Origin of the sequence: [Clostridium] celerecrescens 18A, assembly GCF_002797975.1 — a bacterium.
GTDB lineage: Bacteria > Bacillota > Clostridia > Lachnospirales > Lachnospiraceae > Lacrimispora > Lacrimispora celerecrescens.
Window position 1 is genome coordinate 1,973,770 of the sequence record NZ_PGET01000001.1, and the last position, 15,796, is coordinate 1,989,565.

The following is a 15,796-nucleotide window of genomic DNA, read 5'->3' on the forward strand; positions in this document are numbered from 1 at the left end:
ATATCATATGTCGGATTATCTCAGCCAATTAATTAGTAATCCAATCGACTCCTTTTTTGGTAATACTGCTTCCGCCTCTCCCCCTTGCAACAATTACGTAGCCGTTATCCTCTAATCTGCCTAATATTTTACGCACCTGAGGCTGAGTTAATTTTACCTTGCGATTCTGCGCCTCCAACAGTATTTTATCCCGCCCGATGGACTGTCCTGTACGTTCTGCATGATAAAGAATTTCCAGAATTACCCGTTCCTGTTCGGTGGGCATATGCGATGAATTCTGGTGCTGAGGCGGCTGATCTGCGGCGTACAGTTTCAGTCCCGTATCTTTTATCCCATTCGTCTCTTCTCTGTATTTACCTATACGAAAAACCGGCGGCAGATCATCAATGGTTATGACGGTATGGCCGGTAAAGCACAAATAATCTACGACATTACGCAGTTCCCGTATGTTCCCCGGCCATTCATATTTGTGAAATAACTCCTTGATATCATCACTTAAACGGAACTTTCCTCCAAGTTCTTTCCGAAAACTATCCAGAATTAAGAATACGTCTTCCGCTCTCTTGCGAAGCGGCGGGATTAACACCGGCAATGCGTTCAGCCTGTAATAAAGATCCTGCCGGAATGTTCCTTCCGCCACCTTTTGCTCAAGTTCTTCATTTGTTGCAGCAACGATCCGCACATCAACATGAATCATTTGATTTCCGCCAACCCGCATGATTTCCCGTTCCTGCAAAACACGCAGCAGCTTTACCTGCAGCGCAGGGCTCATGCCTTCCACTTCGTCTAAAAACAGTGTCCCTTGATGAGCGAACTCAAACAAACCTGGGCGGCCGCCCTTTTTCGCGCCGGTAAAAGCTCCTTCTTCATATCCAAACAGCTCACTCTCCAATAAATTTTCTGGCATAGCAGCACAGTTGATTGCCACAAAGGGCTGATCCCTGCGCTTTGACGCATTATGAACGGAATGTGCAAACAGTTCTTTGCCGGTTCCTGTTTCCCCAATTAACAAAACCGGGGATTCTGTGCATGCCATTTTATTTAGAATAAATTTAGTCTTTAATATAAGTTCAGACTCTCCAATCACATCATCAAAACAATATTTGGCACTATGTCCCTGGCCCTTTTTCATCAATTGGCCCCGAAGTTCATTTTGCCGGCGTTCCATCTCATTGAACTTCTGCAAGATGGCAACGGCACCAATACAGATATCCCGTCTTAACACCGGCCGCACATAAAGGCTTACCAGATTTCCTGCAACTCTCACAACTTGAGGATTCGTCTCCTTTTTCTCCTCTAAACATTTCCGGAATGGGATATAAGGGAATACTTCTTCCCCCATGTTTGTAAGACTAAGATTTTCAGGAACACGGGTGATATCGGAAGCATTTTTGTTGATTGCATATATTTCACCATGTTCATTTACCGCAATCACACCCTGATCAAGTACTTCCATGAGAATATCAAACTGACTCTCCAATCTCCTGGAACGGTTGAACATCTGGTCAAAATAATAGGTATTGGTGCATACCGATTCCTGATACTGTTTAAACGTGGCTTCTTCCAGCAAATCGTCAAACCCCAGCCGGAAGGCGGCTTCAATCATGGTATCAGCAGAGCAGGTTCTCTGTCCCAGATTTATAATTGTGGGAATTCCGCATGGCACATAACGCACTTCATCCGGAGTAACAGCAATCTCTGCCATATCAGCCAGCTTGCTTCCCGGTGCATAGAGTATAAACTTTAAATGGGTAATCCCAAGCTGTTCCAGCTGTGTCACCGCTTCCCTGGCCATAACCTCAGTGATATTAACAAAAATGACCTTGGTTCCCTTCGGAATCTCTTCCAGACGGCGTACAGCTTCTTTAAAATAAGTAACTTGAATTTCCATCCGTTGTGCATCAGACGGAATATAACGATCCGTATTCCCCATGGCATCAAAAGCATCCGTCGAGCCCATATACAAATCGCACGGTTCCATATTCGCTGCCGTTCCATCCATCATGCTATAATTTCGTACAACAGCCCGTTCCCCAAACACCGACCGGACCTGTTGCGCATATGCTTCTCCCGCAAATGGGTCTAATGCAATAACCGCAATACTTTTTTTCATGCCTTACCTTCCTGTGATGAAAAAGAATCAAACATCAGTTTATGCGTTTCTTACTCCTGCTGCTTCTAGTATAGCATAGCAAAAAAGGCAGGTAAAGCCATCCTATCGATCATTTCCGTATGAAATGGCTGGGTGTAAAACAGACGCTTATTATAACTTAAAGGAATAATAATAAGACTTCCCCTTTTCTGACAGCCGCCGGATATCCACTTTAAAAATGTCACTGATGCAGCGATGAACCCTTTGATCGGAAGCTACCTCATAAGCGCTCACTTTTCCATTTTCCATCACGGCCAGCAGGTCTGAGTAATTGAGAGCCAGATTGAGATCATGCAAAACCAGAACAATGGTTTTTCCAAGCTTCCTGTTTAAACGGTTTATAAGCTCCATAATTTCATAGGAAACATTAATATCAAGATACGTTGTGGGTTCATCCAGAATAATAACCGGCGTATCCTGAGCCAGCACCATGGCAAGAAAGACCCGCTGGCGTTCTCCTCCGGAAAGCTGGCGCATATTTTTGCTTCGCAGAGACTGGCAGCATGTCATTTCCATGGCATATTCCGTCAGCCGTCTATCCTCGGCAGAAGAGAAACTGATTGGAGACTGATGAGGATATCTTCCTGACATTACCGCATCTTCCACTGACATATCCGGTATGTGGCTGCTTTGAAGCAGCACGGATACATTCCTGGCAAACTCCTTTCGTTTCATACCGCTGATCTCTTTATTCCCGTAAAGCACCTTTCCCTTATCCGGATGCAACAGACGGGAAGAAAGCTTTATCACTGTACTTTTTCCACAGCCATTGGGTCCGACGATGGTGGTTATCTTTCCTTTTTCAAATGTTAGATCCATCCCGTGGATCAGCGGCTGCCTGTTATAAGAATAAGTTACATCCTCAAGCCTGATCATAATTTCCATCATTCCTTCCGCCTGTTTTTTAGAATCAGATAAAGAAAAAACGGTCCTCCCATCAAGGACATCAAAATACCCACCGGCAGCTCATAGGGCAGGAACAAGGTTCTTGCAAGCAGATCACACAAAATTACGAAGATGCCACCTGTCAGAGCACTTGCAGGGATGACATACCGGTTGTCCTGGCCAATCATTAATTTCACCCCATGGGGTACCAGAAGGCCTACAAAACCGATCATTCCGGCAAAGCTGACTGCCGCGCCTGCAAGTATGGCTGCAATGGCCAGATAGGCGCATCGGCAGGCATTTACATTCATTCCAAGGCTTTTTGCGTTGTCTGCTCCAAGATTTAAAATGTTTAAACCCTTGGAGCAAAGCATCGCCAGAATAAAGCCTGCAGCAATAAAAACCGAAGAATAAACAAGTACATTTGAAGAAACAGAGGAAAGTCCTCCTACCAGAAAATTTCCTGCGCCTACGTAGGCATCCGGGTATAAAATCATAATCGTATTCATTCCTGCGCTGAATATACTGTTTACCGCAAAGCCTGTCAAAACCAACAGAACTCTTGATAATCTTCCGGTCATGGTAATGACAAGAACCAGCATACAGGCAAGGAGAGCACCGGAAAATGCCGACAAAGGCAGGAAGAGCGGGTCTGCCGGTAGAAATGCAGATGCCAGCAAAACAAAAAGTCCGGCTCCTGCATTCACGCCTATGATATTAGGACTTGCCAGCGGATTGTTTAACACGGACTGAATGATCGCACCGGATACTGCAAGTGCGCTTCCTGCAAACAAGGCTGCTGTGACCCTTGGCAGGCGGACCGTAAGAAGAATCCGGTATAAAAAATCATCAGGCTCTCCTGCAGACAGGGTGGCAAAGAGAACAGATGGCCGGATGTTACTGGTTCCCAGGCATAATCCCAGCAAAACCGAAACCACAAGCCCTACAGCTGATAAAAGAATAAACAGCTGTGCCTTATTATTTCTTCCCATATAAAATCTCCGAAATATATTGATAGCTTTCCCCCCATTTTTCATTAGGTTTATAAAGAAACTTTTCCTTTGGCAAAAGGATGTAACGGTTATTTTTAACGGCGGTAAGGCCATTCCATGCCGGATTCTTTTCAATGCCTTCCTTTAAATTCTTCATGGCAAGAGCATCGTCATTTCCCATGGGGATCACAAAAATATAATCCGGGTCTTCTTTTACGATGCTTTCCATGTTAAACTCCTTTAACAGGCTCTGGTTCTCGTCGGCTACATTTTTACAGCCCAGATCATTTAATATTTTTCCTGTCATGGTCTCGGAATTTTGTGCAACCGCTCCGCCGGAATAAGTAATGAGAAGTAAAACAGAGGGAGGCTCCTTGGCTTTTGCCCCGGAGAGAATTTCCTCAATCTCTGCTTTCACAGCCACCCCATTTTTTTCATACAGCTCTTCTCTCCCGGTTATTTCCGTACAGGTCTTAAGCATGGACAGATAGTCATCAAAATATGTCACTTTAAAATAGGCAGTCGTAATGCCCGCTTGCTTTAAAACCTCTTTAAGCGCTGCATGTTCTTTGGTTACTGATGACAATAGAACAAGATCAGGGTTTAAGGCTATGATTTTTTCTACATTTGGACTGTTATATTTCCCCACAGATACAGTTTCCTCCGTAAGTTCCAGTCCCCTTTCATCAAATGCATCATCCGTAACACCGGCCAGACTGCCTCCGGCTGATAACCAGACTTCTGCAAAGCTCCCCATCAACGCCACCACACGCTCCGGTTTCCTAACCGTCACCTCCTGCCCAAGAGCATCGGTAAAGCAGTATCCCTCCGGCATAACGGCAGCCGGCTCCCCTGACCTTTTTCCGCACCCTGTAAGCATATTTACTATCATGAAAAACATCATTGCATACACCATGGTTTTTTTCTTCAATTTATCAAGGCACCTTCTTTGCATAATTGTTTTCTGTAAGCGCAATAGCTGTCTTCTGCCATATAATCGCCGTCATGATAATATCCTGCCCGCGCACGGCAGCCTCCGCACTCATTTCCGTAAGTGCAGTTACGGCATGTCCCCTTGTAGTCCCGGGTGCGCAGGGTTTTAAACAAGCTGCTGTTTTTCCATATTTCATCAAACGGTTCTTCGCGGATATCTCCTGCTTCCTCAACCATATAGGCACAGGGGCGGACCTTTCCAACAGGGCTTACCACGCAGTAGGAAAGTCCGGCCAGACATCCTCTGGTAAAACGGGTATGAACTTCCATCTCTTTTGCCACTCTTGTAAATTGAGGGGCGCAGGTGGGTTTGATATCAATGGGAACCTCCTTCTGCTTTTTCATAATAGTCTGCAAAAGCCTTTCGTACTCCATAACTTTCAGCGAGGTTTCTTCCAAATATCTCCCTCTGCCAACCGGAATCAGAAAAAACAGGTAATTGGCTACAGCGCCTGATTCCACGCTGAAATCAATAATATTTTCCACTTCTTCCTGATTCCAGTCCATGATCGTAGTATGTATCTGAAAGGGCAGGCCGGCTTTTTTGCAATTTTCAATTCCTTCTAAGGTCAGGCGGTAAGCATTTTCATCTCCCCTGAATCTGTTATGTTTTTGTTCATCCAGGCTGTCAAGGCTGATTCCCATGACTGCAGCCTTGCACTTCTTTAAATTGTAAGCCGCTTCCCCCGTAATCAGCATACCGTTGGTGCCAAAAACAGGCCGAAGGCCCGCACCTGCTGCATAGGATACCAGGGTATAGATATCCGGGCGCATTAACGGTTCCCCTCCGCTGAATATCATAATGCGAAAACCAGCCCTGGCGATTTCATCAATTAGCTTTTTGGCTTCCTCCGTTGTTAATTCATCTGCTTTTTTACTGCCGGCATCCTGGTAGCAATGCCGGCACTTAAGATTACACTGGTTTGTGGTCATCCATGAAACGATCATATGCTTTCTCCTTGTACTATTCTTTAAACCATTCAATTCATCATAATTCCATCAGCCCTTTTTCATTCCATAATTTTTTGATTTTTAACGATATATCGAAAACAAAAATTCAAAACCAGCGGAAATACAGAAAAATTCTTTTATCCTTTCATGGAAAACAGGTGATATAATAAAGTTTTTAATAAATAGTATCAATAACGATTCCTCATGCGTTGTAATTACAACAACAAAATGGGAAATCCTATGTTATGATAAACATATCGAATAACCCATACTTTTATCCCATACAGAAAGGAAGAAAAATGGCACACTATATAAAAATCACTGACACCATTTACGATATAACCGAAAGATTCCCCGAAACAATCGGACTGTTTGTTGCAAATGGTTTTGAGCAATTAAACAATCCAATCATGCGAAGCACCCTTGGTAAGACGGTCACTCTGGAAATGGCCTTATCCATGCGAAAGCTCAATCAGGAACTTTTCATAGAAAAACTGGAAGAAACCATAAAGCAAAACCTACCGGACCTTACTTCCGGTCTTACCCCTACGAAAAAAGAAGAAGGCGGCGATATCCGCATTGAAGGGGTGCTCCCCTGCCCAATTCGCCTTCCACTTTTGGAAAAGTTCGAAGCCTGGATGGCTTCCCAAAGGGATTCCATGGACTATAAGGTAGACTACAATTTAAAATCTGCCAACCTTGGACTTGATGATGTTAAGGAACGGATCATTGCCGCAGACGGCAACGCTGATGCCTTATCAGATCTCTATCTTTCAGCTGGCTTTGACTTGTTTTTTGATAAAAACCTGATGGGACGCTACCGGGATTCCGGTACCTTTGAAGATATTTCAGATATGAAGCAAATAAATCCTGATTTTGACAATGACGCCATTTCTTTAAAGGACCCTAAGAACCAATATGCCATCATCGGCATTGTTCCTGCAGTAATAATGGTAAATACCGCTGTTTTAGGAGACCGGCCGTTTCCCGAAAGCTGGGCGGATTTAATGAAGCCCGAATTTGAAAACAGCGTCAGCATGCCAATGAAGGACTTGGACATGTTCAACGCATTTTTGCTGCACATCCATCGGTATTACGGGGATGAGGGCATTGAAAAAATGGGTAGGGCTCTTTTACGCAGCATGCATCCGGCCCAGATGGTAAAATCCCATATTTCAAAGGATGGAAACAAAGTTCCGGCCGTTACAATTTCCCCTTACTTTTTTGCCAGCATGGCAGATGAGAAAAGTCCCCTCCGGCCCGTATGGCCAAAAGATGGCGCGATCATCAGCCCGATTTTCCTTTTGGCAAGTACAAAGAACAGGGAAAAGGTCAAACCATTTGTAGACTTCCTGTATTCCAAAGAAATAGGTGAAATCCTTTCCTCTAACGGGAAATTTCCTTCTACTAATCCGCTGGTAGACAACCACTTAAAACCAGATCAGAAATTTATGTGGCTTGGCTGGGATTATATTCACAGCCATGATATCGGAGCACTTATTAAGACTACAGAACAGCTGTTTTATCAGGCAGCGGAAAAGGAGGTCTTATGAATCTGATTATTGTTTCAGGCCCCCCCTCCTCCGGGAAGACGTCTGTGATATTAAAAACCATTGCTTCTTATCAGAGCAGAAATATAAAGGTAGGTGTTGTCAAATTTGACTGTCTTTATACAGACGACGATGCTGCCTATGAAAAAGCCGGTATACCGGTAAAAAAAGGACTTTCCGGTGCCTTATGCCCAGACCATTTCTTTGCTTCCAATATTGAGGAGGTGGTAAATTGGGGCAATGAGGAAAAGCTGGACTTGCTCATCACAGAATCCGCCGGTCTTTGCAACCGCTGTTCCCCCTATTTAAAGGAAATTAAGGGAGTATGCGTCATTGACAATCTTTCCGGTATCAATACCCCGAAAAAAATCGGCCCCATGTTAAAATCTGCTGATTTTGTAGTGATTACAAAAGGGGATATTGTGTCCCAGGCGGAGCGTGAGGTTTTCGCCTCCTGTGTAAGCTCTGTCAATCCCCGTGCCGTCACCATGCATGTAAATGGTTTAACCGGGCAGGGAGCCTACGAGCTGGGAAGTCTTCTCTACGATGAAAACCAAAACATCGAATCCGTCCAGGGCATGCAGCTTCGCTTTCCCATGCCTTCTGCTCTCTGCTCCTATTGTCTTGGAGAAACAAGGATCGGAGAAGCATTTCAGATGGGTAACGTTAAAAAAATCAATTTGGGGGCAGATAAGACATGATAGAATTAAGCTTAGACCAGCTTCTAAAAGATTATGCCTTTGTAAGTGCATACTTTGAACAAAACAGGCTGGATATTGCCGGGTACGGGGATAAGACCTTCCGGGAATATTTAGAACATTTTACGGAGGAAGAATTAGAGGACCATGCCATTGATAAGGATAAGCTCCTGTCCAATCTTCCTGTCTATATAGAACAGATGAGTGCATTTCTGGGTCTTGAAAAAAGCAACCGGGTCCTTTCCATGACAATCCTGGCAGGAAAGGACAAATCCGGTAATCCGGAAGGCTTTACAGAACTAACGGTGGAAACCTCTCAAATTATATCCATCGTAGGGCCTACGGGGTCCGGCAAAAGCCGCCTTTTGGCAGATATCGAATGGGCGGCGCAAAAGGATACGCCTACAGGCCGCAGCATATTGATCAACGGAACGAAGCCGGATAATAAATGGCGTTTCTCCTCCAACAACCGGCTGGTGGCGCAGTTGTCACAGAACATGAATTTTGTCATGGACCTTACGGTAGAAGAATTTTTAAGGATGCATGCCGTAAGCCGGCTGGTGGAAAATCCCCAAACTGTTATTGAGCAGATTATTCTGGCTGCCAATCATCTGGCAGGAGAAAAATTTGACTTAACGACTCCTGTCACCAGCTTAAGCGGAGGACAGTCCAGAGCTCTTATGATCGCAGATACTGCTATTTTAAGCTCTTCTCCCATTGTTCTTATCGATGAAATCGAAAATGCCGGAATTGACCGAAAAAAAGCGCTTGAGCTATTGATCTCTTCCGATAAGATCGTGTTAATGGCAACACACGACCCTCTTCTGGCACTTATGGCGGACAAGCGGATCATCATTAAAAACGGCGGTATCAGCAAAGTCCTGGATACCAATGAGGAAGAAAAGCTCTTGTTAGAGGAACTTGAAAAGATGGATTCCCTGATACAGACTGCACGTCAGGAGCTGCGTAAGGGAAGTACCTTGTCTGCGAAAACCCTGGATATGGGACTATAATACTATTTAGAGATAAAAAAGAATCCTGTCTGCCAAAGGTTGTGTTAATACCTCCTCGGGCAAACAGGATTTTTAATTAACCGTTTGTAACTACCTATTTACAGGAATAAATCCTCACTTCAAATATCCCTGCCTCCCTGCTTCCATATGTAGAAATTGGGCTGATCCGGATAGCGTCTCCTATTGTCCCGTCAATAAAGAGCTGCTGAAGCCTCTGTCCATGGGATTGGGCTGCAATATGCTCCACAACTTCCCCTTCCAGAAGGATATCCGCTTCATATTCCTTTAAAAGTTCCGACGGCGGCCCGGACTTCTGTCTGGATAGCACGCCCTGGTTTATGGAAGGAGTAATCTCCCTGCTTAAATTGGAGTCCAGCACCAGACGTATTTCCCGGATGGGCGTCTTCCCCGGCAGGGATAGAAGCAAGGAAGGGCTGTCTTCCATGGCGGCACGCCAGCAGTTTGACTCTTCATACACCGTTCTTGCCACTCCGTTTACCACCTTTTCCGGCTCACAGCCTGGAATATGGTGAGTCGCTGTCACAAGAGCATGCCTGGCGAGATCATCAGGGTCCTGGTTGACAACAAAGGGGATATAGCAGTCATCCTTTAAAAGTTCCTGCTGCAGTTCCCCCACACAATCAAGAATTTCCCTGGGTACCAGATTCCTTTTTACTGCCACGGAAGCGGCCGTACCTACTGCCTGACCAACGACCGCACAGGTTCCCATAACCCTTGTAGAGGAAAATGCCACATGGGAGCAGCTGATTGCCCTTCCTCCTAAAAACAGGTTACTGATGTTTTTTGAATACAGGCAACGGTAGGGAATGGAGTATATGCCGTTTACCTGGTTCCAGACCGTTGGATCATCGTTTTCATTTAAAAAGCCTTCAACTGTATGAATATCCATGGGCCATCCCCCATAGGCCACGGCATCATAAAACCGGGTGCTCTCCAGACAATCCTTTTCCGTCAGCACATAATCTCCTATGAGCCGGCGGCTTTCTCTTTTTCCAGGAAGAAAGCCCACCCATTCCAGCTCCATACGCTCCGCACCGTGTTCTCCGCTGTTTTTAATATGATCCCATACACCAAATACAGCCTTTAACAGATCATCCCGAAGTTCTTCTCCACAGGAAATTACATCCCGTTCTCCGCCTCCCAGCTCGATCCACCAGTATCCCGAGGTGACATCACTGTGATCCCGCAGCCTAAGCTGTTCCTCGTTATAGGTATTGGCCCAGAAAGGCTTTATAAAGGGCACCTCATGGCCCATATCCCGTGCCTTGAACATGAGGGAATTTCCCATGGTATAGGGATCTTCTTTTTCCGGAGCCAGGGATTCTCCATATTGGGAGCTGCTCTCCCTTCCGATCCGGTACTCTGCTCCTGCCTTAGCTCCCAGAACACCGTCACCCGTAGCATCTAAAAACAGAGTACCGAAAATGTGGAAAGTCTTCTCCGTGGTCATCTGCAGGGCATATACTGCCTCGATCCTGTCACCATCGCACAAGACCTCCGTCATATGAGTATTTAAATAAAGGGTCAGGTTTTCCTGATAATGAACCTTTTCCCATAGAACAGAATCAAAAATCGGATACACCATCTCCGGGTTTCTCCGCTTGTTTTCCAAAAGTATTTCTTCTAATATTCCGGTTTCACGGGCATTTGGAACCGACATGTGATGGTCTGCCCCACAGATATGCATCCGGATTTCGGAGCTGGCATTGCCGCCCAGAACAGGCCTGTCGTGAATCAAGGCTGTTTTCACACCTCTTCTGGCAGCAGCAATGGCGGCGCAGATGCCGGACATACCACCTCCGACTACAACAAAGTCATAGTGATATGTGTTCACGGATTCACCCCCAATTCCATAAGACGGCTTTGAATCTTTCTCACTTCAAGGTTTCTGGGCACTGTTTCAGAAGCGGCGCACATGGCTGCTGCAATTCCCACCGCCTGCCCCATATTGGCGCAGATTGGCATGACCCGGTAATTAGAATGGGCCATATGGGTTCCTGAAATATTTCTTCCCGCAAGATACAGATTGTCAATTTCCAATGGTACGAAACAGCCGTAAGGGATGGTATACCCTTTTGTCTGAGGAAAATGCTTTTGACTGCCGGTTTCGTCCAGGCCATTACCGGTTAAATTGTGCACGTCAAAATTAAAGCAGGCCTTTGTCACTACCCAGTTATCAAATACCCGGGCCTCCAGGATATCCTGCGAACGAATGGTCTCTACGCCCTTAAAATGCCTGGTTTCCCGGATACCCACCAGGGAGGCGGAGCTGATGATATAACAGTTTTCAAAACCCGGTACATATCTTCTAAGAAAAGCAACTATTTTCTCCATCTGTTCTCTGCATACCAGGGTTGCCTTAGTCAGATCCTCGGCACTTGTACCGTCCACTCCGGTGCAGTTGGTCATATTGCAGGTGACCACTCCAGGAAGCGTTGTTTTGTAAAGGAGTACATGACCCGCAGGTTCTGGTAGATGCTGCTTCCCCAGCTCCTGTAAATCCCCGTCAGGAAGGTCAAAGCTTTCTTCAAAGCCACCGGGAAAAACACCTTTCTCCTCATCCACGCCTGCCACCTTAAACATGATCGTAGCCGGCTGCATGAGTCCGTCGCGTTCTCTGCCCTTTAAGTAGGGAGCCCCGGCCTTTGCCGCTATATCGCCATCTCCTGTAGAGTCTATGACGATCTTCGCAAGGACAGCCTCTCTGCCAGACTTGCTTTCCAGGATCACTCCCTTGATCACATTCCCCTCCATAACAACATCACTGGCAAAGGTATACAGTCTGAGGCTTACCCCTGCCTCCGTAAGCATGCGGAGAAACACTGTCTTTAAGCGCTCAGGATTAATGATCTGACGGCCTTCCCCGGAAAACTCTGCCGAACGGCTCAGGATTTCCTCATAAAATCCCCCTTCTGTATTTCCCGTCCAGTGGCTCATAAGTCCTGCTGTGGCGATTCCTCCCACATCTCCGGCCTGCTCCACCAGCATAGTCACAGCGCCTTCTCTTGCCGCTGCAACCGCTGCTCCTATTCCTGCCGGTCCTGCCCCAAGCACCAGCACATCAACCTCACGTATTACAGGTATCTCTCTTTTATTTTCCGTTACATATTTCATATTCTCAACCTTATCCTTTCACTGCACCAGCCACCAGGCCCTTGACAAGAAACTTCTGCCCCAGTAAAAATACGAGAAAAGCCGGAATCAGGGCAGATGCCGCTGCTGCCATGACAAGATTATACTCCGTCACACTTTCTTCTATAAAATTCGTAAGGGCAATAGGAATTGTATACAATCGCCAATCGCTCAAAAACACCAGTGGCTCCAGATAGCTGTTCCAGTTCCACAGGAACACTACCATTGCAAGAGATGCCATATTTGGTTTAGCAATAGGCACCATGATCTTTAGCCATATGAGAAACTCGTGGGCTCCATCTACCCTTGCCGACTCTCTCAGTTCATCCGGAATCTGCATAAAATACTGGCGCATGAGAAATGTGCCTGTAATGGTAATAAGTCCCGGAAGAATCAGGGTTAAGTGGGTTCCAGTGAGCCCCATTTTATTGAACATGACAAACTTGGGGATCAGGGTCACCTGACTGGGGATCATCATGGTCGCCAGATAGATCAGGAAGAGGATATTTCGTCCTCTGAACTTTATTTTTGCAAAGGCATACCCTGCCAGTGTGCTGGTAAGCACTGATCCCGTCAGATTGATGACAGCGATCTTTATGGAGTTCCAGTATGCCAGGCCAAAATGGTAATCCCTGACAGCCAGGCCTCCCACATTCCACACTTTCTTGTAATTATCAGGATAAAAATATTTTGGTATCCATTCAATCGGCAGCTTCATGACATCCAGTGGAAGCTTCATTGATGCCGAAAGCATCCATAAAAACGGGGTGACCATGGAGACTGCCAGAGCCCCTATGACTACGGTAAACAGGATCCTAAGGATGATCCGCTGATGTTTCTTCATTCCAGGCGCCTCCTTTCATCTTTATTGCCCATTTCCTTTGGGCATACAGGTATACCCGCAGGGTGTTTCATCTTTATTGCCCATTTCCTTTGGGCATACAGGTATACCCGCAGGGTGTTTTCTTAATAGCTGACCCATTTTTTCTGCCCCGCCCATTGGAACATGGTTATGCCAAAGAGGATCAGGAACAATATCCACGACATGGCGGAAGCATATCCCATCTTGTAGAAGGTAAAGGCCGAAGTATAAATATAGTAAACCAACACATTGGTGGCCGTTCCGGGGCCGCCCCTTGTCATGATCTGAATAGGCGCAAACACCTGGAACGAGGTAATAAACGTAGTAATGATCAGAAAAAAGGTAGTGGGTGACAAAAACGGGATCGTAAGCTTAAAGAATTTCTGAATCTCTCCTGCTCCGTCAATATCCGCCGCCTCATAAACATCCTGAGGAAGTCCCTGAAGTGCCGATGTATAGATCATATTGGCATATCCCACTCCCGACCATACGGTCATGAGCATCAGCGCGGGCAAAGCCCATGTTGTATCTCCAAGCCACTGGGGAGGATTCTCCACTCCAAATAACTTCACCATCTGGGTAAATGGGCCCCAGGGGGAATACATCATCACCCAAACAATGGCAACCGCTACGATATTGGATATGTAGGGCATAAAAAGCGCCAGCCTCATGGGAAGTCTGGCAACGCAGTATTTATCAATGATGACCGCTAATACCAGTGCCAGAAAAACGGTCACCGGTACCACTCCAACCGCAAAAATGATGGTGTTGAACAGGGAACTGGTAAACCATCCATCCTGCCACATGTCAACAAAATTTTTAAGGCCGATAAAATCCCAGTTGCCGATCCCTTTGGTATAATCCCAGTTCGTAAAGCTGATGATCAGGGAAAAGATCATGGGAAATAAGGTAAAAAGGCATACACCAATAATATTGGGCAGAATGAAAGCATAGCCGGTTAAATCCACCTTTAACTGTCTGCTAAGCCTGATTTTCTTCATGTTCAGTGGTTCCCTCCTTTCTTTTTTATTTTCCCGGGGCTGCGTAATGGAAACAGCCTCCCCGGGAATTTTTTCCCGATTATTTCTGCAAAAGCTCATCAGCTCTGGCTTTGGCCTTATTCATGCCTTCTTCTGCCGTCTGCTTTCCGATAAAGATCCCTTCCAGTTCTTCCACCGCGATTTTCTTTACTTCCGCAATATGGTTGGTGATAGAGGGAACCGCGTAATTGTCTGCCGGTGTTATGAGGATCTTCTGGGTGGTTTCCGCATCTAAATAATCCTCTGCTCCCATGACAAACGCCTCTGTTACCTCAAGGGCATTATAGGTGTTGGAAGCCGGTACACGTCCTCCTTCCACTACGGGAAGCATTCCCTCGGTAGCGTACCATTTTGCAAATTCCCATGCGGCGTCAATGTTCTGGGACTTTGGATTGATGCAAAGATGATCTCCATAGCCTCCCTGAGTGTAATTTCTCTGTCCTTTTTCCACCACAGGATAAGGGGCGAATGCAGTCTTAAAGTCATGAGGATAACTAGCCTGGTCCTTAACGCTTCTTACAATCCACGGCCCCACCGTCATGGCAGATTTTCCTGTCAGGAACATGCTTTCCTGAGACAGCTTCTGGGTCACAGAATCCGTATGAGTTGGAGATGTTTTATCCACATTCATCATGTTATTGATCAGTTCAACGGATTTAAGCACCACAGGATCATCAAAGCTGGTTTCCTTGTCATTTTTATACATAGGATCTCCGCCGCTTGTCTGGGCTACCAGGTACGTGAAAAGATAGGTCAGATCCTGCTGGGAATTCCAAAACATGCCGTAAACCTTATCCTGACCTTCTCCATGAGTAAGCTTTTTGGAGATCTCACGGAATTCGTCAAACGTCCATTCCGTAGGAATCTCTATCCCAGCCGCTTCAAACATGTCTTCATTTAGAACGATTCCGTACTGATCCAGCTTTGTAGGAATGGAAAAAGGCTTTCCGTTTATGTAATACGCCTCCGCCAGAGACCCGAAATATTTTGTCATTTGGAAATCATCACGGGCAATCAGTTCTGAAAGATCCAGTGCCATGTTTCCTTCCGCACGCTTTGTCAGAACATCGGTGCTGTATGTCATATAAAGGTCCACACCATCTCCTGATAGAAGATTTGTTTCCAGTTTTAAATTTCCCGTATCATCATTTACAAACCGTTCGTACTCTACCTGTATCCCTTTGTCCTTGTAGAGCTGGTTAAAATTATCACAAACAGCCTGAGGACCTGCTTCCGCAGGAACACCTCCCCACATCCGCAAAACAACAGGTTCTCCATTTCCTGCTTTTGGCGTTTCTGCTTTTGATTCGTCCGTTTTTGCAGTTTCCTCAGACGCAGTTACCTGTTCCGATTTCTGGCCGCTCTGACAGCCGGCCATCACTGACATTGCCATTAGAGATGCCATGCCGAGTGCCCCTAATTTTTTCCACTTTCTCATTATACCTTCCTCCAATAGTTTTGATTTCTTTTATACTATAGCAAAAACAGCAGACAAGTGATATCCCTC

13 protein-coding genes are annotated in these 15,796 nt (G+C 45.8%); 3 read left to right on the plus strand and 10 right to left on the minus strand.

Going from position 1 to position 15,796, the window contains the following annotated elements:
* Positions 1-28: 28 nt before the first annotated feature.
* The 5 genes from H171_RS09300 to nirJ2 all read right to left on the minus strand — a co-directional run bounded on the left by H171_RS09300 (position 29) and on the right by nirJ2 (position 5,970).
* Positions 29-2,113, minus strand: a complete 2,085-nt coding sequence (locus H171_RS09300) for a sigma 54-interacting transcriptional regulator (RefSeq protein ID WP_100304878.1) — start codon at positions 2,111-2,113, stop codon at positions 29-31.
* Positions 2,114-2,263: 150 nt separating this feature from the next.
* Positions 2,264-3,040: an ABC transporter ATP-binding protein gene (locus tag H171_RS09305; protein ID WP_100304879.1), complete on the minus strand. Its 777-nt coding sequence runs from the start codon at positions 3,038-3,040 to the stop codon at positions 2,264-2,266.
* The gene (locus tag H171_RS09310) at positions 3,037-4,029 is read right to left on the minus strand and encodes a FecCD family ABC transporter permease (protein WP_100304880.1); all 993 of its coding nucleotides are present in this window, start codon (positions 4,027-4,029) and stop codon (positions 3,037-3,039) included. Before H171_RS09310 ends, H171_RS09305 begins: the two co-directional genes overlap by 4 nt.
* Positions 4,016-4,960, minus strand: coding sequence for an ABC transporter substrate-binding protein (locus H171_RS09315; protein ID WP_157803132.1), 945 nt, complete (start codon positions 4,958-4,960; stop codon positions 4,016-4,018). The genes H171_RS09310 and H171_RS09315 overlap by 14 nt, the downstream gene beginning before the upstream one ends.
* Entirely contained in the window at positions 4,957-5,970 is a 1,014-nt protein-coding gene (gene nirJ2 / locus H171_RS09320) for a putative heme d1 biosynthesis radical SAM protein NirJ2 (RefSeq protein WP_100304882.1), read from the minus strand. The genes H171_RS09315 and nirJ2 overlap by 4 nt, the downstream gene beginning before the upstream one ends.
* A 302-nt stretch (positions 5,971-6,272) precedes the next feature.
* On the opposite strand from nirJ2, the gene H171_RS09325 reads away from it, so the two are divergent.
* The 3 genes from H171_RS09325 to H171_RS09335 are packed head-to-tail and all read left to right on the plus strand — an operon-like array spanning position 6,273 to position 9,234.
* The gene (locus H171_RS09325) at positions 6,273-7,526 is read left to right on the plus strand and encodes an ABC transporter substrate-binding protein (protein ID WP_100304883.1); all 1,254 of its coding nucleotides are present in this window, start codon (positions 6,273-6,275) and stop codon (positions 7,524-7,526) included.
* Complete coding sequence (locus H171_RS09330; protein ID WP_038281541.1) at positions 7,523-8,224, plus strand: GTP-binding protein; 702 nt, start codon at positions 7,523-7,525, stop codon at positions 8,222-8,224. Before H171_RS09325 ends, H171_RS09330 begins: the two co-directional genes overlap by 4 nt.
* Entirely contained in the window at positions 8,221-9,234 is a 1,014-nt protein-coding gene (locus H171_RS09335) for an ATP-binding cassette domain-containing protein (protein ID WP_100304884.1), read from the plus strand. The genes H171_RS09330 and H171_RS09335 overlap by 4 nt, the downstream gene beginning before the upstream one ends.
* 94 nt (positions 9,235-9,328) lie before the next feature.
* Here H171_RS09335 and H171_RS09340 read toward each other — a convergent pair whose 3' ends face one another.
* From H171_RS09340 to H171_RS09360, 5 genes are all read right to left on the minus strand, one after another.
* Entirely contained in the window at positions 9,329-11,089 is a 1,761-nt protein-coding gene (locus H171_RS09340; protein WP_100304885.1) for an FAD-dependent oxidoreductase, read from the minus strand.
* Positions 11,086-12,369 (minus strand): FAD-dependent oxidoreductase, encoded by a 1,284-nt coding sequence (locus H171_RS09345; protein ID WP_100304886.1) that lies wholly within the window; start codon positions 12,367-12,369, stop codon positions 11,086-11,088. Before H171_RS09345 ends, H171_RS09340 begins: the two co-directional genes overlap by 4 nt.
* Before the next feature lie 10 nt (positions 12,370-12,379).
* Positions 12,380-13,231 (minus strand): carbohydrate ABC transporter permease, encoded by an 852-nt coding sequence (locus H171_RS09350; RefSeq protein ID WP_100304887.1) that lies wholly within the window; start codon positions 13,229-13,231, stop codon positions 12,380-12,382.
* Between the two features lie 122 nt (positions 13,232-13,353).
* The gene (locus H171_RS09355; RefSeq protein WP_100307480.1) at positions 13,354-14,250 is read right to left on the minus strand and encodes a carbohydrate ABC transporter permease; all 897 of its coding nucleotides are present in this window, start codon (positions 14,248-14,250) and stop codon (positions 13,354-13,356) included.
* 79 nt (positions 14,251-14,329) lie between these two features.
* Positions 14,330-15,727: an ABC transporter substrate-binding protein gene (locus H171_RS09360; RefSeq protein ID WP_100304888.1), complete on the minus strand. Its 1,398-nt coding sequence runs from the start codon at positions 15,725-15,727 to the stop codon at positions 14,330-14,332.
* Positions 15,728-15,796 lie beyond the last annotated feature (69 nt).